At 58.4% G+C, this 19,481-nt stretch carries 21 protein-coding genes and 1 pseudogene; 8 read left to right on the forward strand and 14 right to left on the reverse strand.

Features of this window, described 5'->3' with window-relative positions:
• Positions 1 to 5: 5 nt before the first annotated feature.
• The 4 genes from ridA to SK47_RS22825 all read right to left on the reverse strand — a co-directional run bounded on the left by ridA (position 6) and on the right by SK47_RS22825 (position 2,011).
• Complete coding sequence (gene ridA / locus SK47_RS02255; RefSeq protein ID WP_003863373.1) at positions 6 to 392, reverse strand: 2-iminobutanoate/2-iminopropanoate deaminase; 387 nt, start codon at positions 390 to 392, stop codon at positions 6 to 8.
• Between the two features lie 73 nt (positions 393 to 465).
• On the reverse strand, positions 466 to 927 hold the full coding sequence (gene pyrI / locus SK47_RS02260; RefSeq protein ID WP_003863370.1) for an aspartate carbamoyltransferase regulatory subunit: 462 nt from the start codon (positions 925 to 927) through the stop codon (positions 466 to 468).
• 12 nt (positions 928 to 939) lie between these two features.
• Positions 940 to 1,872 (reverse strand): aspartate carbamoyltransferase, encoded by a 933-nt coding sequence (pyrB, locus tag SK47_RS02265; protein WP_003863368.1) that lies wholly within the window; start codon positions 1,870 to 1,872, stop codon positions 940 to 942.
• A gap of 34 nt (positions 1,873 to 1,906) precedes the next feature.
• Positions 1,907 to 2,011: a pyrBI operon leader peptide gene (locus SK47_RS22825; RefSeq protein ID WP_022646880.1), complete on the reverse strand. Its 105-nt coding sequence runs from the start codon at positions 2,009 to 2,011 to the stop codon at positions 1,907 to 1,909.
• Between SK47_RS22825 and SK47_RS23815 the strand changes: the two are divergent.
• Positions 1,991 to 2,108, forward strand: a pseudogene (locus tag SK47_RS23815) (hypothetical protein). The gene SK47_RS22825 and the pseudogene SK47_RS23815 sit on opposite strands and share 21 nt — an antisense overlap.
• Before the next feature lie 3 nt (positions 2,109 to 2,111).
• Here the strand turns inward: SK47_RS23815 and SK47_RS02270 are convergent.
• From SK47_RS02270 to arcA, 5 genes are all read right to left on the reverse strand, one after another.
• Positions 2,112 to 2,591: an arginine repressor gene (locus tag SK47_RS02270; RefSeq protein ID WP_048243433.1), complete on the reverse strand. Its 480-nt coding sequence runs from the start codon at positions 2,589 to 2,591 to the stop codon at positions 2,112 to 2,114.
• Between the two features lie 80 nt (positions 2,592 to 2,671).
• Positions 2,672 to 4,075, reverse strand: coding sequence for a YfcC family protein (locus SK47_RS02275; RefSeq protein ID WP_003863365.1), 1,404 nt, complete (start codon positions 4,073 to 4,075; stop codon positions 2,672 to 2,674).
• Between the two features lie 46 nt (positions 4,076 to 4,121).
• Entirely contained in the window at positions 4,122 to 5,126 is a 1,005-nt protein-coding gene (gene argF / locus SK47_RS02280) for an ornithine carbamoyltransferase (protein ID WP_048243435.1), read from the reverse strand.
• A 119-nt stretch (positions 5,127 to 5,245) separates the two neighbouring features.
• Positions 5,246 to 6,157: a carbamate kinase gene (locus SK47_RS02285; protein WP_003862918.1), complete on the reverse strand. Its 912-nt coding sequence runs from the start codon at positions 6,155 to 6,157 to the stop codon at positions 5,246 to 5,248.
• 10 nt (positions 6,158 to 6,167) lie between these two features.
• Positions 6,168 to 7,388, reverse strand: coding sequence for an arginine deiminase (gene arcA / locus SK47_RS02290; RefSeq protein ID WP_048243437.1), 1,221 nt, complete (start codon positions 7,386 to 7,388; stop codon positions 6,168 to 6,170).
• Between the two features lie 674 nt (positions 7,389 to 8,062).
• Between arcA and SK47_RS02295 the strand changes: the two genes are divergently transcribed.
• From SK47_RS02295 to SK47_RS02315, 5 genes are all read left to right on the forward strand, one after another.
• Entirely contained in the window at positions 8,063 to 8,515 is a 453-nt protein-coding gene (locus tag SK47_RS02295) for a YhcH/YjgK/YiaL family protein (protein ID WP_023315297.1), read from the forward strand.
• Between the two features lie 239 nt (positions 8,516 to 8,754).
• Positions 8,755 to 9,663, forward strand: a complete 909-nt coding sequence (gene yagE, locus SK47_RS02300; RefSeq protein WP_048243440.1) for a 2-keto-3-deoxygluconate aldolase — start codon at positions 8,755 to 8,757, stop codon at positions 9,661 to 9,663.
• 14 nt (positions 9,664 to 9,677) lie between these two features.
• Positions 9,678 to 11,645, forward strand: a complete 1,968-nt coding sequence (gene yagF, locus SK47_RS02305; RefSeq protein ID WP_048243442.1) for a xylonate dehydratase YagF — start codon at positions 9,678 to 9,680, stop codon at positions 11,643 to 11,645.
• Between the two features lie 226 nt (positions 11,646 to 11,871).
• Entirely contained in the window at positions 11,872 to 13,254 is a 1,383-nt protein-coding gene (locus SK47_RS02310) for an MFS transporter (RefSeq protein WP_023293405.1), read from the forward strand.
• 11 nt (positions 13,255 to 13,265) lie between these two features.
• Positions 13,266 to 14,876 (forward strand): glycoside hydrolase family 43 protein, encoded by a 1,611-nt coding sequence (locus tag SK47_RS02315; RefSeq protein WP_048243443.1) that lies wholly within the window; start codon positions 13,266 to 13,268, stop codon positions 14,874 to 14,876.
• 4 nt (positions 14,877 to 14,880) lie between these two features.
• Here SK47_RS02315 and xynR read toward each other — a convergent pair whose 3' ends face one another.
• The 5 genes from xynR to SK47_RS24185 form a co-directional block, all read right to left on the reverse strand.
• Complete coding sequence (xynR, locus tag SK47_RS02320) at positions 14,881 to 15,639, reverse strand: DNA-binding transcriptional repressor XynR (protein ID WP_048243446.1); 759 nt, start codon at positions 15,637 to 15,639, stop codon at positions 14,881 to 14,883.
• A 233-nt stretch (positions 15,640 to 15,872) separates the two neighbouring features.
• Entirely contained in the window at positions 15,873 to 16,325 is a 453-nt protein-coding gene (locus tag SK47_RS02325; RefSeq protein ID WP_048243448.1) for a DUF3828 domain-containing protein, read from the reverse strand.
• A 1-nt stretch (position 16,326) separates the two neighbouring features.
• A complete protein-coding gene (locus SK47_RS02330) occupies positions 16,327 to 16,689 on the reverse strand; it encodes a hypothetical protein (protein ID WP_048225403.1) in 363 nt (120 codons plus the stop codon).
• Between the two features lie 382 nt (positions 16,690 to 17,071).
• Positions 17,072 to 18,076, reverse strand: a complete 1,005-nt coding sequence (gene argF / locus SK47_RS02335; RefSeq protein ID WP_032675854.1) for an ornithine carbamoyltransferase — start codon at positions 18,074 to 18,076, stop codon at positions 17,072 to 17,074.
• On the reverse strand, positions 18,046 to 18,141 hold the full coding sequence (locus SK47_RS24185) for a putative translational regulatory protein ArgL (protein WP_216820423.1): 96 nt from the start codon (positions 18,139 to 18,141) through the stop codon (positions 18,046 to 18,048). Before SK47_RS24185 ends, argF (SK47_RS02335) begins: the two co-directional genes overlap by 31 nt.
• A gap of 99 nt (positions 18,142 to 18,240) precedes the next feature.
• Between SK47_RS24185 and rraB the strand changes: the two genes are divergently transcribed.
• Together rraB and miaE are read left to right on the forward strand one after the other, a co-directional pair.
• A complete protein-coding gene (gene rraB, locus SK47_RS02340; RefSeq protein WP_023324077.1) occupies positions 18,241 to 18,666 on the forward strand; it encodes a ribonuclease E inhibitor RraB in 426 nt (141 codons plus the stop codon).
• Positions 18,667 to 18,712: 46 nt separating this feature from the next.
• Positions 18,713 to 19,471: a tRNA isopentenyl-2-thiomethyl-A-37 hydroxylase MiaE gene (gene miaE / locus SK47_RS02345; protein ID WP_045908070.1), complete on the forward strand. Its 759-nt coding sequence runs from the start codon at positions 18,713 to 18,715 to the stop codon at positions 19,469 to 19,471.
• Positions 19,472 to 19,481: the final 10 nt, after the last annotated feature.

The raw sequence follows: 19,481 nt of genomic DNA on the forward strand, positions 1-19,481 counted from the left end.
ATAAATTAGCGACGTACGGCAATCGCTTCAATTTCAATTTTCACGTCTTTTGGCAGACGCGCCACTTCCACACAGGAGCGCGCCGGGAAGGTGGCGTTGTGCTCGGTGAAGAACGCTTCGTAAGTGGCGTTAACGGTCGCAAAATCATTAAGATCTTTCACGAACACGGTGGTTTTGACGATATCGCCCACTTTCAGACCGGCAGATTCGACGATCGCCTGCACGTTTTCCAGCGACTGACGCGCCTGCGCCGCTACGTCGGCGGGTACTTCACCGGTTTTTGGGTTCACCGGGATCTGGCCAGAAGTGATGATCATGCTGCCCAGATCAACGCCCTGAACGTATGGGCCGATAGCCGCTGGTGCATTTTCCGTCGCGAGTACTTTGCTCATTTTTTCTCCAGAATTACAGCGTTAAGAATGTTCCCGGCCATTATAACAGCCGGGATTTCATTACCAACCTCAATTAGTTGGCCAGCACCACATAATGAGAAAACTCTTTTTCGCAGTATTTGCATTTGAGTGCGATGTCATTGGCGCGCTTTTTCACTGCGAAACTGGAGGAAACCGGCTCAGCATGACTGATGCAGTTGCTGTTCGGGCAGACCAGCACGCTTTCGATGCGATCCGGCAGGCTTGGGCGGGATTTGCCCACCACGTCGTAATCGTCGATGCGGTTAACCGTGGCGTCCGGCGCGTACAGCGACAGCTGGTTAACCTGCTCGTCGGTCAGGAAAGTGTTCTCGATCTTGATCAGGTCTTTGCGGCCCATCTCGCCGGACGGCAGGTTCAGGCCGATGGTGATGCGCTGGTCGGTTTCGGTCAGTTTGAACAGCGTCAGCAGCTTAAAGCCCACCTGCGCAGGGATGTGGTCAATCACGGTGCCACGCTTGATGGCTTCAACCTGGAGTTTGTTATCGTGTGTCATGGTCGTCTCCCCTTACAGAGCTAATTCGCGATTCAGAACCAGTGCCAGTAACGCCTGGCGGGCGAAGATGCCGTTCCCGGCCTGTTGGAAGTACCAGGCGTGCGGCGTTTTATCCACGTCTGTGGTGATCTCATCGATGCGCGGCAGCGGGTGCAGCACCTTCATGTTGTCGCGCGCGCCCTCGAGGTCGCTGGCGCGCAGTACGAACTGCGCCTTCACGTTGGCGTACTCGGATGGGTCAAGACGCTCTTTCTGCACGCGGGTCATGTAGAGAATATCCACGTTGCCCATCACCTCTTCGATGCTGGCATGCAGGCTCCACGCGATGCCTTTTTCGTCCAGCATATCGAGAATGTACTGCGGCATCGCCAGCGCGTCCGGCGCGATGAAGAAGAAGCGGTTGCCGTTAAATTTCGCCAGCGCCTGGGTCAGGGAATGGACGGTGCGGCCATACTTCAGGTCGCCGACCATGGCGATGTTCAGGTTCTCAAGCGTGCCCTGCGTCTCCTGAATGGTGAACAGATCCAGCAGGGTCTGCGTCGGGTGCTGGTTGGCACCGTCACCGGCGTTCAGCACCGGAATGCCGCCGGAAAACTCGGTCGCCAGACGCGCCGCGCCCTCCTGCGGGTGGCGCATCACAATCGCGTCGACGTAGGTGCTGATAACCGAAATGGTATCCGCCAGGGTCTCGCCTTTTTTACCCAGCGACGTGTTGCTGCTGTCTGAGAAGCCCACCACGCTCGCGCCCAGGCGGTGCATGGAGGTTTCAAAGGAGAGGCGCGTGCGGGTCGAGGCTTCGAAGAAGCAGCTCGCAATCACCTTGTGCTTCAACAGCTCCGGTTGCGGATTGGCCTTCAGTTTTGCCGCGGTTTCCAGAACCAGTTCCAGCTCTTCGCGGCTGAGGTCGTTTATGGAAATGATGTGTTTTTGATAAAGCGGATTCATGTTTATCTCCTGACGCCGGGCAAAAAAAAGCCCCTCAAATGAGGGGCTCTGGGAATAGGTTTAGCAACGGGAAGAAAAACGGCAGGCCAGCGTCTGATTTCAGACGCGGTAAGACGTTGTGTCGTACACGCTTGACCATGCTTCCTCCCGGCAAATTGTCGGGCATTATACGCAGCTCGCTTTTGGGATCAAGCGATTTAATGCACGCTTTACTCAATGCAAACGGTTCTTTATGAATATTAATGCGCTCTGAGTAAATAATTAATTTGCTTATGCACCAGCGCGGTGCGCTTCACTACGCGGGGCGCGACCCAGACAATACTGCTTCCGGCCACCACGCCTAAAATTTCCGGTAACTGGTGATAATCCAGAATACGCGCTACCGCGCGGCCATATCCGGCGACGGTATGGATAAGGATAAATTCGCTGTTGTGCTCCACGCTCACCACCATTTCAGAGACGGTACGCGCCGCATCGGGGGCCGGGCGCAGCTGGGGATTCAGCGAATAAATCTTTAGTCCTTTGGCATTGCGAATTTTTATGACACCAAGCAACTTGAGCAGACGTGAAACGGTGGACTGGCTGATGGTCTCAAAACCCCGCTCCTGTAAGTCGCGGCGGATCTCTTCCTGGGAGAGATAGCTCTTTTCCGCGATCAGACGCTGGCAGACCGTTAGCTGTAGTTGCTCTTTGGGAGAGTACTCTTCGTAATCCATCATAGTTCCCATATCAGTTCCCGAAATAACCGGTGGCACCGCACCGATCCGTAGGCCGGATAAGCGCAGCGCCATCCGGCAAATCACAACAAAGCGCCCAGGCTTAACGCCACCATAATCACCACCGTTAAAATCCCCAGCAGCGGCGCGACCCATTTCAGATAACGCACGTAGGGCACGCGGGCGATAGCCAGCCCGCCCATCACGACGGCAGAGGTGGGAGTGATCAGGTTAACGATGCCGGACGCCGACTGGTAAGCCGTAACCACCAGGTCGCGGTTGACATTAGCGAAATCGGCAAGGGGCGCCATGATCGGCATCGTCAGAACGGCCAGGCCGGACGAAGAAGGCACAAGAAACGACAGCACCACTTCCAGCCAGTACATCACGTTGATGAACGCCACCGTCGACAAGCCGGTGACCATTCCCTCGGCGCTGTGCAAAATGGTGTGGGTAATCATGCCCTTATCCATGATCACTACGATACCGCGCGCGATGCCGATAATCAGCGCGACGCCCAGCAAATCTCGCGCGCCGTTGATAAAGGTTGAGGTCAGCTCCTCTTCGCTCATGCGGGCGATCAGCCCGACGATAATGGCGCTGGCGAGGAACACCGCCGAGATCTCCGCCATCCACCAGCCCAGCACCGCCACGCCGTAGATCATCACCGCGAAGGCGAGGGCGAAGATCACCAGGATGAGTTTGCGCACCGGGGTAAACTCCAGCGACTGCTCGCCCTTGTTGCCGAGGAAGTGGGCGCGGTTCTCTTCCTGCTTATCCGCCACGATCGACAGCGACGGATCCTTGCGCACCTTACGGGCGTAACGCATTACCCACGCCACGCAGATGATCCAGCCGATCACCAGCAGCGCGATGCGCAACATGATGCCGTTGGTGAAGGGGATCCCGGCGGCGTTGGCGGCGATCACCGTGGCGAACGGGTTGATGGTGGAGCCGAGGGTGCCGATCCCCGCGCCGAGCAGCACGGTAGAGGCCGCAACCACCGGATCGAACCGCGCCGCCAGCATCACCGGCACCAGTAAGGTATAGAAGGGCAGCGACTCTTCTGCCATGCCGTAAATCGTGCCGCCCGCGGCAAACAGCGCCATCAGGATCGGGATCATCCACTCTTCGCGGCCGCGCAGCCGGGTGGTGACGCGCTCGATCCCGGCGTCTATCGCCCCGGTTTTGGTAACGATCCCGAGGAATCCGCCGATGATCAGAATAAACAGCGCCACGTCGATGGCTCCGGCCTGGCCGGATTCCGGATCGTACAGCCCGGCAATCGGCGCCATCAGCACGGAGACCAGACCTTGCGGGTGCGCTGCCACGTGCGCGTAGGTGCCAGCAACCGGCACTTCTTTACCGAGCGCCTCGTTCATTGCCATATGGTACTGCCCGGCCGGAACAATCCACGTCAGCACGGCAACCACGGCAATCAGAAAAAAGAGAATGGTGTAAGCGGAGGGAAACTTGAACTTGCCCATGATGTTCTCCTGAACCCGGCGCACCCCGCGGCGCGCCGGGCGGTGATTAGTCGCCGAGTGTCGCCACCATGACCGCTTTAATGGTGTGCATGCGGTTCTCTGCTTCGTCGAAGACGATGGAGTTCGGTGATTCGAAGACCTCTTCCGTCACCTCCAGCCCCTTCAGCCCGTACGCCATCTCGATTTCGCGGCCCACCTTAGTGTGCTCGTTGTGGAATGCCGGCAGGCAGTGCATGAACTTGACGTTCGGGTTACCGGTGGCCTTCATCACGTCCGCGTTAATCTGATATGGCTTCATCAGGCTGACGCGCTCGGCCCAGGCTTCCTTCGGCTCGCCCATGGAGACCCACACGTCGGTGTAGAGAAAATCGGTCCCCTGCACGCCTTCTTCCACGTCGTCGGTGAGGGTGATGCGCGCGCCCGTCTCTTTCGCAATGGCGCGGCACTGCTCAACCAGGCCTGCCTCCGGCCAGAAGGATTTCGGCGCCACGAGGCGGATATCCATCCCCATCTTGGCCGCACCGACCATCAGCGAGTTGCCCATGTTGTTGCGCGCGTCGCCGAGATAGGCAAAGCTCAGCTCCGGCAGGGTTTTGCCCGGGGAGTGCTCCAGCATGGTCATCAGATCGGCGAGAATTTGGGTCGGGTGGAACTCGTCGGTCAGGCCGTTCCACACCGGCACCCCCGCGTACTCGCCCAGCTCTTCAACGATGGCCTGGCCGTAGCCGCGATATTCGATGCCGTCATACATGCGGCCCAGCACGCGGGCGGTGTCTTTCATCGACTCTTTATGGCCAATCTGCGAGCCGCTTGGGCCGAGATAGGTGACCTGCGCGCCCTGGTCGAACGCGCCCACTTCGAAGGCGCAGCGGGTGCGGGTGGAGGTTTTTTCAAAGATCAGGGCGATGTTTTTCCCGACCAGGGTTTGCTTCTCGCGCCCGGCTTTTTTGGCGGCCTTGAGCTCGATGGCGAGGTCAATCAGGTACTGGATCTCCGCCGTGGTGTAGTCCAGCAGTTTCAGGAAGTTGCGGTTTTTCAGGTTAATGGTCATGGGGAAATCCTTTTTAAATTGTTAGCTGTCTGATGCCCTCACCCCGGCCCTCTCCCACGGGGAGAGGGGGGCTTACATTCCCTCTCCCTCCGGGAGAGGGTTAGGGTGAGGGGAGGGGTTTAGTTACGAATCAACGTGCCTTTCTCGCCCGCCAGGATCTCCGCGCCGTCATTCAGCGCGCCGATCCCGGCAATGCCGCCGCAGGCCTCAACAAACTCGCGGCAGGCGGCTACTTTCGGCCCCATCGATCCGGCGTCGAACTGCATGCCTCTGAGCAGCTCCGGCGTCACCTGCGCCAGCGGACGTTGGGTTGGCTTGCCCCAGTCGAGGTACACCGCGTCGGCATCGGTGAGGATCAGCAGGGCGTCGGCCTCGATCTGGCGCGCCAGCAGGGCGGCGGAGAGGTCTTTGTCGATCACCGCCTCAATGCCGCGATAGCCGTTGGCGTTTTCCACCACCGGCACGCCGCCGCCGCCGTTGCAGATCACCAGATGGTCGCGCTGGATAAGCGCCGTGATGGCGTCGCTCTCGACAATGCGCTTCGGCTGCGGAGAGGGCACCACGCGGCGGAAGTAGCTGCCGTCGGCCTTAAACACCCAGCCTTTCTCCGCGGCCAGCGTTTTTGCCTGGGCTTCGCTGTAGACCGGGCCGATGTACTTGGTCGGGTTACTGAAGGCCGGGTCGGCGGCGTCCACTTCCACCTGCGTGAGCAGGACGCTGACCTCGCGCTGGGGCAGATTGTTTTTCAGCGCCTGCTGGAGCATGTAGCCGATCATCCCCTGGCTTTCGGCGCCGAGAACGTCCAGCGGGTAGGGCGTGACTTTGTCGTAGGCGCTGTTTTGCAGCGCCAGCAGTCCGACCTGCGGGCCGTTGCCGTGCACCAGCACCACGCGCCACTGCTCCGTTAAGCCGGCGATGGTGCGGGCGGCCTGCTCGATGTTCTGGCGCTGGATGTCCGCTTCAAGCGGTTCGCCGCGCTTGAGCAGCGCGTTGCCGCCAAGGGCCACAACCAGAGTGGGTTTTCGTTCCATGATGGCTCCTTTAAATTCCGTCGCGTTCCAGTGGGCAGCTCATGCAGCGTGCGCCGCCGCGACCGCGTCCCAGCTCGTCGCCCGGGATCGGCAGCACGGTGATGCCCGCCTTGTCGTACTTCTCGTTGGTCCAGACGTTGCGCTCGTAGCCGATCACCACGCCCGGGCGGATGGTCAGGACGTTGTTAGCGTCGTTCCACTGCTCGCGTTCGGCTTCAAAGGCATCGCCGCCGGTGGTGATCAGACGTACCTGGTTAATGCCGAGCGCTTTCTCGATGGCGTGCAGCAGGTCGGTTTCCTGGGTGCGCAGCAGGCCGCCGCGGCCGTCCGGGGTGAGCGTCCAGCACTGGGCGTCTTTGCGCACCACTTCCGGGTAGACGGAGAAGGTATCCACGTCGATGTGGGTCATGACGGTGTCGAGGTGCATGCAGGAGCGGTGTTTTGGCAGCTCAACGGCAATCACGCGCTCGGCCTGGCGGTGTTTAAACAGGCTGTTAGCGAGGAACTCCACGCCCTGCGGGGTGGTGCGTTCGGACATGCCGATCAATACCGCCCCGCGACCAATGACTAATACGTCGCCGCCTTCTAAAGTGGCGTGGTCGTAATTAATATTCTCGTCGCCGAAATACTTAATAAACTCGGCGTCGGCAAATGCGGGATGCCAGCGATATATTGCCCGCAGGTTATTCGTTTCACGCTGGCGGGCGGGTTTCGCCATCGGATTAATGGAGACGCCGTTATATATCCAGCAGGAGGTATCGCGGGTAAATAAGTGGTTCGGCAGCGGCTTCATAATAAAATCATTCGCCGTGTGGGTATCGACCACCATATTTTTAATGGCCGCCGGAATTTCACCGTAGGTTAATCCGCCGCTTAACCTGCGCGCCAGTTCGCGGTGCGGCATATCCGCCAGCCAGCCGCGCACGTCGGCGGCGAAGGTTGGCCCCAGGCGATAGTCGGAGATTTGTGTTTCAAGAAGCCAGGCTTTTGCTTCCGCAATATCAAGCGTTTGCGTAAGAAGGTCGGTCAACAGGAGGACTTCCACACCCTGCTCGCGCAGCGTGTTTGCGAAGATGTCATGCTCTTCACCCGCCCGTTCAACCGAGAGCACGTCATCAAATAACAGCTCCTGACAGTTTGAGGGGGTTAACCGTTTCAGACTTAAATTAGGACGGTGCAGCATAACGCTACGCAATTGACCAATTTCAGAACCGACGTAATGCTTTTCCATAATTATTCCTTTAACTTTTTTCAGAATAAAAAGGGCATGCGCCATGTGAGGTGTTTAATTTCATGGCGGCTAAGCTCAATAGATTTCGTGAGTTATAGTAGGCGCTTAAATAATGGTTATTGTGACATTGCTCACGCGAAAACCGATATTGATGAGTTTGTTTTCAATTGCATGATTCGTATCAGATAATGATTAATTTCATATTATTACGGGATGAATAGCTAAGCAGGAACGGGTGGCAATATTTGAGTTTGTTATTATTTTGTAGAATTACACGCTTTGAAATATTTAGTTATATGGTTGATTTTAATGGATAAAATGTTGATTTGGGAATAGCTATGCAATAATGACAGTTCACTATTTTTCACTTAAGAGAAATCAATAAATAATTATGGATTTTTAAAGGAAAAAACCAAAGTGATAAAGTGTGATATGTCAACAGGTTTTGTGAGTTACTTTTTAAATTCAGTGAGTTAGGCCCTATGTGCAAAGTGCATGAAATGAGGTTATGCATAACCACTGCATAAATGCCTGTGTGCAATTAACAGTGGATTAACACATTTCCCGATAAACATGCGCTGACGCAAATCTTGTCAAAAAAGGGCTGGTATGGAAGAAGCAATTCTCGTATAAAACATGAAAATGAAACAATGTTTTAATCTGAGGGTTGTATCATGATTATTGGCAATATTCATCATCTCCAGTCCTGGCTGCCAGAAGAGCTGCGCCAGGCCATTGAGCACGTTAAGGCCCACGTCACCGACGCAACGCCGACCGGTAAGCACGACATCAATGGCAACAGCCTGTTTTATCTGGTTTCGGAGGACATGACCCAGCCGTTCGCCGAGCGTCGTGCTGAATACCATGCACGCTATCTGGATATTCAGATTGTGCTGAAGGGTCAGGAAGGGATGACCTTCAGTACCCTGCCGCACGGTACGCCGGACACCGACTGGCTGGCGGACAAAGACATCGCGTTCCTGCCGGAAGGCGAGCAGGAGAAAACCGTGGTGCTGAGCGAAGGGGATTTTGTGGTGTTCTGGCCGGGTGAGGTGCATAAGCCGCTGTGCGCGGTGGGGGCACCTGCTAAGGTCAGGAAAGTGGTTGTTAAAATGCTGGTGGAGTAATTTTCCCTCACCCTAACCCTCTCCCACGGGGAGAGGGAACTTTTACACCCTCTCCCCGTGGGAGAGGGCCGGGGTGAGGGCACCAGACCGCACCCACGCATAATGTGATCCAGCTTAAATTTCCCGCACTCCCTCTCCATCTCTCATTTACCTGCGCTTTTCCTGCGTCATAGTATGATCGTTAATTTAACGAACGATGTTCTATAATGTAGAACAAAATGATTCAGCAAGGAGATCTCATGCCGCAGTCCGCGTTGTTCACGGGTATCATTCCCCCTGTCTCCACCATTTTTACTGCCGATGGCCAGCTCGATAAGCAGGGCACCGCCGCGCTGATCGACGATCTCATCAAAGCAGGCGTTGACGGCCTGTTCTTCCTGGGCAGCGGCGGCGAGTTCTCCCAGCTCGGCGCCGAAGAGCGTAAGACCATTGCCCAGTTTGCTATCGATCATGTCGATCGTCGCGTACCGGTCCTGATCGGCACCGGCGGCACCAACGCCCGGGAAACCATTGCGCTCAGCCAGCACGCGCAGCAGGCGGGGGCGGACGGCATCGTGGTGATCAACCCTTACTACTGGAAAGTGTCGGAAGCGAACCTGATCCGCTATTTCGAGCAGGTGGCGGACAGCGTCACGCTGCCGGTGATGCTCTATAACTTCCCGGCGCTGACCGGGCAGGATCTGACCCCGGCGCTGGTGAAAACCCTGGCCGATTCGCGCAGCAACATCGTCGGCATCAAAGACACCATCGACTCCGTTGCCCACCTGCGCAGCATGATCCACACCGTCAAAACCGCTCACCCGCACTTCACCGTGCTCTGCGGCTACGACGATCATCTGTTCAATACCCTGCTGCTCGGCGGCGACGGGGCGATTTCGGCGAGCGTCAACTTTGCTCCGCAGGTGTCGGTGAATCTTCTGAAAGCCTGGCGGGATAAAGACGTGGCGAAAGCGGCTGAGTATCATCAGACCCTGCTGCAAATCCCGCAGATGTATCAGCTGGATACGCCGTTTGTGAACGTGATTAAAGAGGCGATTGTGCTCTGCGGCCGCCCGATCTCCACGCACGTGCTGCCGCCCGCGTCACCCCTGGACGCGCCGCGCAAGGCGCAGCTGAAAACCCTGCTGCAACAGCTCAAGCTCTGCTGAGCCGGACGATAACCATGACCATCGAGAAGATTTTCACCCCACAGGACGATGCGTTTTATGCGGTGATCACCCACGCGGCGGGGCCGCAGGGCGCGCTGCCGCTGACCCCGCAGATGCTGATGGAATCCCCCAGCGGCAACCTGTTCGGCATGACGCAGAACGCCGGGATGGGCTGGGACGCCAACAAGCTGACCGGCAAAGAGGTGCTGATTATCGGCACCCAGGGCGGCATCCGCGCCGGTGACGGACGCCCGGTCGCGCTGGGCTACCACACCGGGCACTGGGAGATCGGCATGCAGATGCAGGCGGCGGCGAAGGAGATCACCCGCAACGGCGGGATCCCGTTTGCGGCCTTCGTCAGCGATCCCTGCGACGGGCGCTCTCAGGGCACGCACGGCATGTTCGACTCCCTGCCGTACCGCAACGACGCGGCAATCGTGTTTCGCCGCCTGATCCGTTCCCTGCCGACGCGTCGGGCGGTGATCGGCGTCGCCACCTGTGATAAAGGGCTGCCCGCCACCATGATTGCCCTGGCCTCGATGCACGACCTGCCGACCATTCTGGTGCCGGGCGGGGCGACGCTGCCGCCAACCGTGGGGGAAGACGCGGGCAAGGTACAGACCATTGGCGCGCGCTTTGCCAACCACGAACTCTCCCTGCAGGAGGCCGCTGAGCTGGGCTGCCGCGCCTGCGCCTCGCCGGGCGGCGGGTGTCAGTTCCTCGGCACGGCGGGCACCTCTCAGGTGGTCGCGGAGGCGCTGGGTCTGGCGCTGCCGCACTCCGCGCTGGCCCCGTCCGGGCAGGCGGTGTGGCTGGAGATCGCCCGCCAGTCGGCACGCGCGGTGAGCGAGCTGGATAACCGCGGCATCACCACGCACGATATCCTCACCGACAAAGCCATCGAAAACGCCATGGTGATCCACGCGGCGTTCGGCGGCTCGACCAATTTACTGCTGCACATTCCGGCCATCGCCCACGCAGCGGGCTGCACAATCCCGGACGTAGAGCACTGGACGCGCGTTAACCGTAAGGTGCCGCGCCTGGTCAGCGTGCTGCCCAACGGTCCGGACTATCACCCGACCGTGCGCGCCTTCCTCGCGGGCGGCGTGCCGGAGGTGATGCTCCACCTGCGCGATCTTGGCCTGCTGCATCTGGACGCCATGACCGTGACCGGCCAGACGGTGGGCGAAAACCTCGACTGGTGGCAGGCTTCCGAACGCCGGGCGCGCTTCCGCCAGTGCCTGCGCGAGCAGGACGGCGTGGATCCGGATGACGTGATCCTGCCGCCGAAGAAGGCAAAAGCGAAAGGGCTGACCTCAACGGTTTGCTTCCCGACGGGCAACATCGCGCCGGAAGGTTCGGTGATCAAGGCCACGGCGATCGACCCGTCGGTCGTCGGTGAAGATGGCGTTTACCGCCACACCGGCCGGGCGCGGGTGTTTGTCTCGGAAGCGCAGGCAATCAAGGCCATCAAGCGGGAAGAGATCAAGCAGGGCGATATCATGGTGGTGATCGGTGGCGGGCCGTCCGGCACCGGCATGGAAGAGACCTATCAGCTTACCTCCGCGCTGAAGCATATCTCGTGGGGCAAGACGGTGTCGTTAATCACCGATGCGCGCTTCTCGGGCGTGTCGACAGGCGCCTGCTTCGGCCACGTGTCGCCGGAGGCGCTGGCGGGCGGGCCGATTGGCAAGCTGCGCGATAACGACATTATCGAGATAGCCGTCGACCGACAGACATTAACAGGCAGCGTGAATTTTATCGGCACCGCGGACATCCCGCTGACGCCGGAGGAGGGCGCGCGCGAGCTGGCAATGCGGCAGACGCACCCGGACCTGCACGCCCACGACTTTTTGCCGGACGACACCCGCCTGTGGGCAGCATTACAGTCGGTCAGCGGCGGCACCTGGAAAGGCTGTATTTATGACACCGATAAAATTATCGAGGTAATTAACGCCGGTAAAAAAGCGCTCGGTCTTTAATTATTTTCTGAGATAAAACCGTCTGCGGGAAATATTCCGCGGACGGTTTTCGCGTGTCTATTATTTATTAATTTAAACAATAGGTCGTGATATATCGTTGGCGTCACAAAAGCAAAATAACGTAATTCGGAAATAAGATATGACCATTGCTGGTTAATTGAACAGCTCATTACACTCCATTAACACGATGTTGTAATTCAGCACACTACATAAGGGTGTAATTCTGATGACGCAATTAACCATGAAAGACAAAATTGGCTACGGGCTGGGTGACACCGCCTGCGGCTTCGTCTGGCAGGCTACCATGTTCCTGCTGGCCTACTTCTACACCGACGTCTTCGGCCTGTCGGCGGGCATTATGGGGACGCTGTTTTTAATCTCACGCGTGCTCGACGCCGTGACCGACCCGCTGATGGGGCTGCTGGTCGACCGCACCCGCACGCGGCACGGCCAGTTCCGCCCGTTCCTGCTGTGGGGCGCCATCCCATTTGGCATCGTCTGCGTGCTGACCTTCTACACGCCGGACTTCTCTGCGCAGGGCAAAATCATCTACGCCTGCGTGACCTACATTCTCCTGACCCTGGTCTACACCTTCGTTAACGTGCCGTACTGCGCCATGCCCGGCGTCATCACCGCCGACCCGAAAGAGCGTCATGCCCTGCAGTCCTGGCGCTTCTTCCTGGCGGCGGCGGGATCGCTCGCCATCAGCGGCATTGCCCTGCCGCTGGTGAGCATCATCGGCAAAGGGGACGAGCAGGTGGGCTATTTCGGCGCCATGTGCGTGCTGGGCCTGACCGGCGTGGTGCTGCTCTACGTCTGCTTCTTCACCACCAAAGAGCGCTACACCTTTGAGGTGCAGCCGGGCTCGTCGGTGGCAAAAGATCTCAAGCTGCTGCTCGGCAACGGCCAGTGGCGGATAATGTGCGCGTTCAAGATGATGGCGACCTGTTCCAACGTGGTGCGCGGCGGGGCGACGCTCTACTTCGTCAAATACGTGATGGATCACCCGGAGATGGCGACCCAGTTCTTACTCTACGGCAGCCTCGCCACCATGTTTGGCTCGCTCTGCTCCTCCCGACTGCTGGGGCGCTTCGACCGCGTCACCGCCTTCAAGTGGATCATCGTCGCCTACTCGCTGATCAGCCTGCTGATTTTCGTCACCCCGGCGGAACATATCGCGCTGATTTTCGCCCTCAACATCCTGTTCCTGTTCGTCTTTAACACCACCACGCCGCTGCAGTGGCTGATGGCCTCTGACGTGGTGGATTACGAGGAGAGCCGCAGCGGGCGCCGCCTCGACGGGCTGGTGTTCTCCACCTACCTGTTCAGCCTGAAGATTGGCCTGGCGATTGGCGGGGCGGTGGTGGGCTGGATCCTGGCGTACGTGAACTACTCCGCCAGCAGCAGCGTGCAGCCGGTGGAAGTGCTGACCACCATCAAAATCCTGTTCTGCGTGGTGCCGGTGGTGCTCTACGCGGGCATGTTCATCATGCTGTCGTTCTACAAGCTCACCGACGCCCGCGTGGAGGCTATCAGCCAGCAGCTGATCAAGCACCGCGCGGCGCAGGGCGAGGCCGTTCCCGACGCCGCGACAGCCGCATCCCATTAACCGGAGGCACTATGCAAATCACTAACCCTATTCTGACCGGCTTCAACCCGGACCCGTCCCTCTGCCGTCAGGGCGAGGACTACTACATCGCCACTTCGACCTTCGAGTGGTTCCCGGGCGTGCGCATCTACCACTCCCGCGACCTGAAAAACTGGTCGCTGGTCAGCACCCCGCTGGACCGCGTGTCGATGCTGGATATGAAGGGCAACCCGGACTCCGGCGGCATCTGGGCGCCGTGCCTGAGCTACGCCGACGGCAAATTCTGGCTGCTCTACACCGACGTGAAGATTGTCGACTCGCCGTGGAAAAACGGCCGCAACTTCCTTGTCACCGCGCCGTCCATTGAGGGGCCGTGGAGCGAGCCGATCCCGATGGGCAACGGCGGGTTCGATCCGTCCCTGTTCCACGACGATGATGGCCGCAAATATTACCTCTACCGCCCGTGGGGGCCGCGCCACCACAGCAACCCGCACAACACCATCGTGATGCAGGAGTTTGACCCGCAGACCGGCACCCTCTCGCCCGAGCGCAAAACCCTGTTTACCGGCACGCCGCTCTGCTACACCGAGGGGGCGCACCTTTATCGCCACGCGGGATGGTACTACCTGATGGTGGCCGAAGGCGGCACCAGCTACGAGCACGCCGTCGTGGTGCTGCGTTCCAAAAACATCGACGGGCCGTACGAGCTGCACCCGGACGTGACGATGATGACCAGTTGGCACCTGCCGGAGAACCCGCTGCAGAAGAGCGGCCACGGCTCGATGCTGCAGACCCACACCGGGGAGTGGTTCATGGCCTACCTCACCAGCCGCCCGCTGCGCCTGCCCGGCGTGCCGCTGCTGGCCTCCGGCGGGCGCGGCTACTGCCCGCTGGGGCGCGAGACCGGCATCGCCCGTATTGAGTGGCGCGACGGCTGGCCGTACGTGGAAGGCGGCAAGCACGCGCAGCTGACCGTGAAAGGCCCGCAGGTGGCGGAGCAGCCTGCAGCCGTTCAGGGCAGCTGGCGGGACGATTTCGACGCCAGTTCGCTCGACCCGGAGTTGCAGACCCTGCGCATCCCGTTCGACGACACCCTCGGCTCGCTCACCGCGCGCCCGGGCTACTTACGGCTCTACGGTAACGACTCGCTCAACTCGACCTTCACCCAGTCGACCGTGGCGCGCCGCTGGCAGCACTTCACCTTCCGGGCCGAGACGCGGATGCAGTTCTCGCCGGTCCACTTCCAGCAGAGCGCGGGGCTGACCTGCTACTACAACAGCAAAAACTGGAGCTACTGCTTTGTGGACTACGAGGAGGGGCAGGGGAGAACCATCAAGGTGATCCAGCTCGACCACAACGTGCCGTCGTGGCCGCTGCACGAGCAGCCGATTCCGGTGCCGGAGAGTGCGGAGAGCGTCTGGCTGCGCGTGGACGTGGATACGCTGGTCTACCGCTACAGCTACTCGTTTGACGGCGAGACGTGGCACACCGTGCCGGTAACGTATGAGGCGTGGAAACTGTCGGATGACTACATCGGCGGGCGCGGCTTCTTTACCGGCGCGTTTGTGGGGCTGCACTGCGAGGACATCAGCGGGGATGGCTGCCACGCAGACTTTGACTACTTCACCTACGAGCCGGTTTAACGGCTCAGGCCGGGTAGCCTAGCGCGCGTGACAGCTCGAGCCCGGCCTGCTGAAGCTGCTCGCGGAAGCGGGCCAGCTCGGCGTCGTCCACGCGGGAGGTCAGCGTCGACAGGCTCAGGGCGGCGATGACGCGGGATTCGTGGTTCCACACCGGCACCGCCACGCAGCGCACGCCCTGCTCGTTCTCTTCGCTATCCAGGGCGTAACCCTGCTCGCGGGTCTGCGCCAGGGCGCTCATTAAGGCTTCGCGAGAGGCAAGGGTGGAAGGGGTATAGGTGGTGTACTGATAGCCCTCAAGCAGAGCGTTCAGCTCGGCCTCGCCCAGCCAGGCAATCAACACCTTGCCGATGGCGGTGGCGTGAACCGGCAGGCGGCGGCCAATGCGCGAATAGGCGATGGCGGCCAGCTTGCCTTCAATCTTCTCGATATAGACCCCTTCACGCCCGTCCAGGATCCCCAGATGGGTGGTCTGCCCGGTCCGCTGGGACAGCTCCGTCAGCCAGCCTTTCGCCTTCTGACGAATATCGATGGAGCCCACGACAAAATGGCCGCGCTCGACCAGCTTCATGCCGAGGCGATATTTGCCGTTCTCCGGGTTCTGATCGATATAGCCGTGAAGCTGCAGGGTTTTCAGCAGCGAGTGGAGGGTACTCTTGCTCAGCCCCATCAGTTTGCTGATGTCGGTGATCTTAAGCTCGGTGGCCTGCTCGTTGAACAGGTCGAGGATCTGCAACGCACGTTCAACAGACTGAATAATCGGCATAATGCTGGTATGTCCACGCTGGAATTAAGGCGAAAACGTACCTTTTTCGGGGTGAAAAATCAATTGAGTAGAGCGGGTTGTGGGAGAAAGGGCATCAGGCCGCATCGTCGCCTGATTCGCCCGGCGGCCCTGCGCTTGCACGGGCCTACGGGGTGTGTAGGCCGGGTAAGCGCAGCGCCACCCGGCAAAAAAGAGCGCGCAGTATCAATAACATTGCCGGTACGTCGTTTGGCTCAGTTCGGTATAGTCAGGTTTCTTGAAAATTCAACAGCAGAAACTGACTGTACCTTCCATAAGTTGTCTTCTTTAACCATGCAGTCTATGACTATGTGGTCCTGCTTTTTACCGAATGCAATGTATACGTTGACACAGACTGGATCGGTATCCCCGGCTATGGCTGTTACATTCTGCGGCCAGTCATCGCCGACGTATTGCGCTTTTAAAAATATATCGGCCTCGTAAAACTCTTCGTCTGCATAGCGAGGATCCTGCGCGTGACGGAGTTTTTTCATTGTTGATGCTGTGACATATTTATCTATTTCGTTTCCATCAGTAATGGGAAATACGTCTTTGTTGATTTGATTTACGTACCAGCTGTTAAATTTTACAGCACGCTCAATTGGATCAGAAAGGCCAGCCGTTGCAGAGAAAGAAAACAGGCAGCAAAGAAGTAAGGTGCTTTTCATATCAGTAGTGCCTGTAAAAGGTGATTTTTGGCTGTATCTTCCGATATCTCTGGCCGGGATAAAGACTATTCTGTTTAAAATCTGAATACCAGGTACCCGAACCGTCATAGATGCATGCATGCCCGTTCTGATGCGCACCAGGCAATGCGTCAATGACTGCAACATCACCCTCAATGAGGGTGCCGTACACCTTGCTGAATCCTGCTTTCTCAAGAGAGCGCCAGAAGTTTTTTGCATCAGCGCCAATAATTTCTAATCCTCCGGCGCGGATAGCCGCGGCTACGGCGCGAGCGCAGTAACCCGTGCTGTAATGGTGCGCGTGGCTGCGAGCATAAGACACAGCCTCGTGCTTATTCCATGACATACAATCATCCTTATTAATGAAATGAAGTAATAAGGAAACATTACACCGAATATATACAATGTTTTGTAATTGATAATGACCTGATATTAACCATTATCTACTCAATAAATAATGGTTAATAAAAACATAAATACCTATTATGGTTAATGCGTATCTGAGAAAGCGTCTGTAAAATGTATTTCTCTGCCAGACGATAACGCTGTTGTCGTTTTTAGGGTGTTCTCCCTCTCCCCGTGGGAGAAGGCCGGGGTGAGGGCACCAGGCCGCATCACCGCCTGATTCGCCCGGCGGCGCTTCGCTTGCACGGGCCTACGGGCTGGGTTTTCTCCCTCTCCCCGTGGGAGAGGGCCGGGGTGAGGGCACCAGACCGCAGAGGAGTCAATCACTCCCCAAGCGTCGCCACCATCACCGCCTTAATCGTATGCATCCGGTTTTCTGCCTGGTCGAACACGATGCTCGCCGCCGACTCAAACACCTCGTCCGTCACTTCCATCCCGCCGTGCAGATCGAACTCCTTCGCCATCTGCTTGCCGAGCGTGGTCTGGTCGTCATGGAACGCCGGCAGACAGTGCAGGAACTTCACGTCCGGATTGCCGGTCAGCGCCATCATCTGCGCGTTCACCTGATATCCGCGCAGCAGCGCGATACGCTCCGCCCACTTCTCTTTGGCTTCGCCCATCGACACCCACACGTCGGTATAGATAAAGTCCGCGCCCTTCACGCCCGCCGCCACGTCTTCCGTCAGGGTGATTTTCCCGCCGTGCTTCTCCGCCAGCGCGCTGCACTCCGCCACCAGGCTCTCTTCCGGCCAGCAGGCCTTCGGGGCCACCAGGCGCAGATCCAGCCCGGTCAGCGCCGCCGCTTCCAGCATCGAGTTGCCCATATTGTTGCGCGCGTCGCCCGCGTAGACCAGCGTCATCTCGTTAAACGCCTTGCCCGGCAGGTGCTCCTGCATGGTCAGCAGGTCCGCCAGCAGCTGCGTCGGGTGGAACTCGTTGGTCAGCCCGTTCCACACCGGCACGCCCGCATACTGCGCTAGCGTTTCGACCACTTCCTGGCCGTGGCCGCGATACTGAATGCCGTCGTACATCCGCCCGAGCACGCGCGCGGTGTCCTTAATTGACTCTTTATGCCCAATCTGGCTGCCGCTCGGCCCTAAATAGGTAACGCGCGCGCCCTGGTCAAATGCGGCAACTTCGAAAGAGCAACGGGTACGGGTCGAGTCTTTTTCGAAGATGAGCGCGATGTTTTTACCGGTAAGCTTTTGTACTTCCTTGCCCTTTTTCTTATCGGCTTTGAGCTGTGCGGCAAGGGTCAGCAGAGAAGTGAACTGTGCAGGGGTAAAGTCGAGCAATTTCAGAAAGTGTTTCTTGTACAGATCAGACATTTTATCCTCACATGGCGAACGCCACCTATTGAATTAAAATTCACTTTATATGTGTAATTATTCATTTGCAACCCCGTTTCACAAATCTTTCCAACAAAGGTGGAGGCAAACCCGTCCGTGTGTGAAAATAGAAGTATCTGCCGCACTTTAAAGAGGATTGAGCCATGGCAAACCCGGAATTACTGGAAGAGCAACGCGAAGAGACGCGTCTGATTATTGAAGAGCTGCTGGAAGATGGTAGCGATCCGGACGCGCTGTACACCATCGAGCACCATTTCTCTGCGGATGATTTCGACGCGCTGGAAAAAATGGCCGTGGAAGCCTTCAAGCTGGGTTACGAAGTGACCGAGCCGGAAGAGCTGGAAGTGGAAGAGGGCGACACCGTCATCTGCTGCGACATCCTGAGCGAAGGCGCGCTGAAGGCGGAGCTGATCGACGCGCAGGTCGAACAGCTGATGAACCTGGCCGAGAAGTTTGACGTGGAATACGACGGCTGGGGAACCTACTTCGAAGATCCGAACGGTGAAGACGGCGAAGAAGGTGACGACGAAGATTACATCGACGAAGACGACGACGGTGTGCGTCACTAAGTGATTCAGGCGGTGGCGCGCGCCACCGCTTTTTCAAGGCAGAACCATGGATTACCCGCAGATACTCGCCCCCGTACTCAACTTCCTCCAGTGCCCGACCCCGCAAGCATGGATTGATAAAGCCCGCGACCCGGCGAACCTGCCGCTGCTGCTCACCGACCACATGGTGTGCGAGCTCAAGGCCGCCCAGACCGCGCTGCTGCTGGTGCGTAAATACGTCGCCGACGAAAGCGGTGCCGACGCGCTGCTCGACTGGCTCAAACCCTACGAACAGTTCACCTTCCGCGACGGTCCGGAGCCGGACTTCATCGCCCTGCACAAGCAGATTGGCAAAAGCGTGATGCCCAAAACCGACGACCCGTGGGGCCAGGCGCTCATCGACAGTATGGTGCTGCTGATCAAAGAGGAGCTGCACCACTTCTGGCAGGTGCGTGAGGCGATGCTGGCCCGCGACATTCCGTACGTCAAAATCACCGCCAGCCGCTACGCCAAAGGGATGCTGAAGGAAGTGCGTACCCACGAACCGCTGACGCTGATCGACAAGCTCATCTGCGGCGCCTACATCGAAGCCCGCTCCTGCGAACGCTTCGCCGCGCTGGCCCCGTTCCTCGACGACGACCTGCAGAAGTTCTATCTCTCGCTGCTGCGCTCGGAAGCGCGCCACTATCAGGACTACCTGACGCTGGCCCAGCAGGTGAGCGACGACGATATCTCACCGCGCATACAGCTTTTTGGCGAAATTGAAGCCACACTTATCTCGACACCGGACAACGAGTTTCGCTTCCACAGCGGCGTGCCGGTGTAAACCGGCATAG

Source organism: Enterobacter sp. BWH52, from assembly GCF_001037565.1.
Classification (GTDB): domain Bacteria; phylum Pseudomonadota; class Gammaproteobacteria; order Enterobacterales; family Enterobacteriaceae; genus Enterobacter; species Enterobacter hormaechei_C.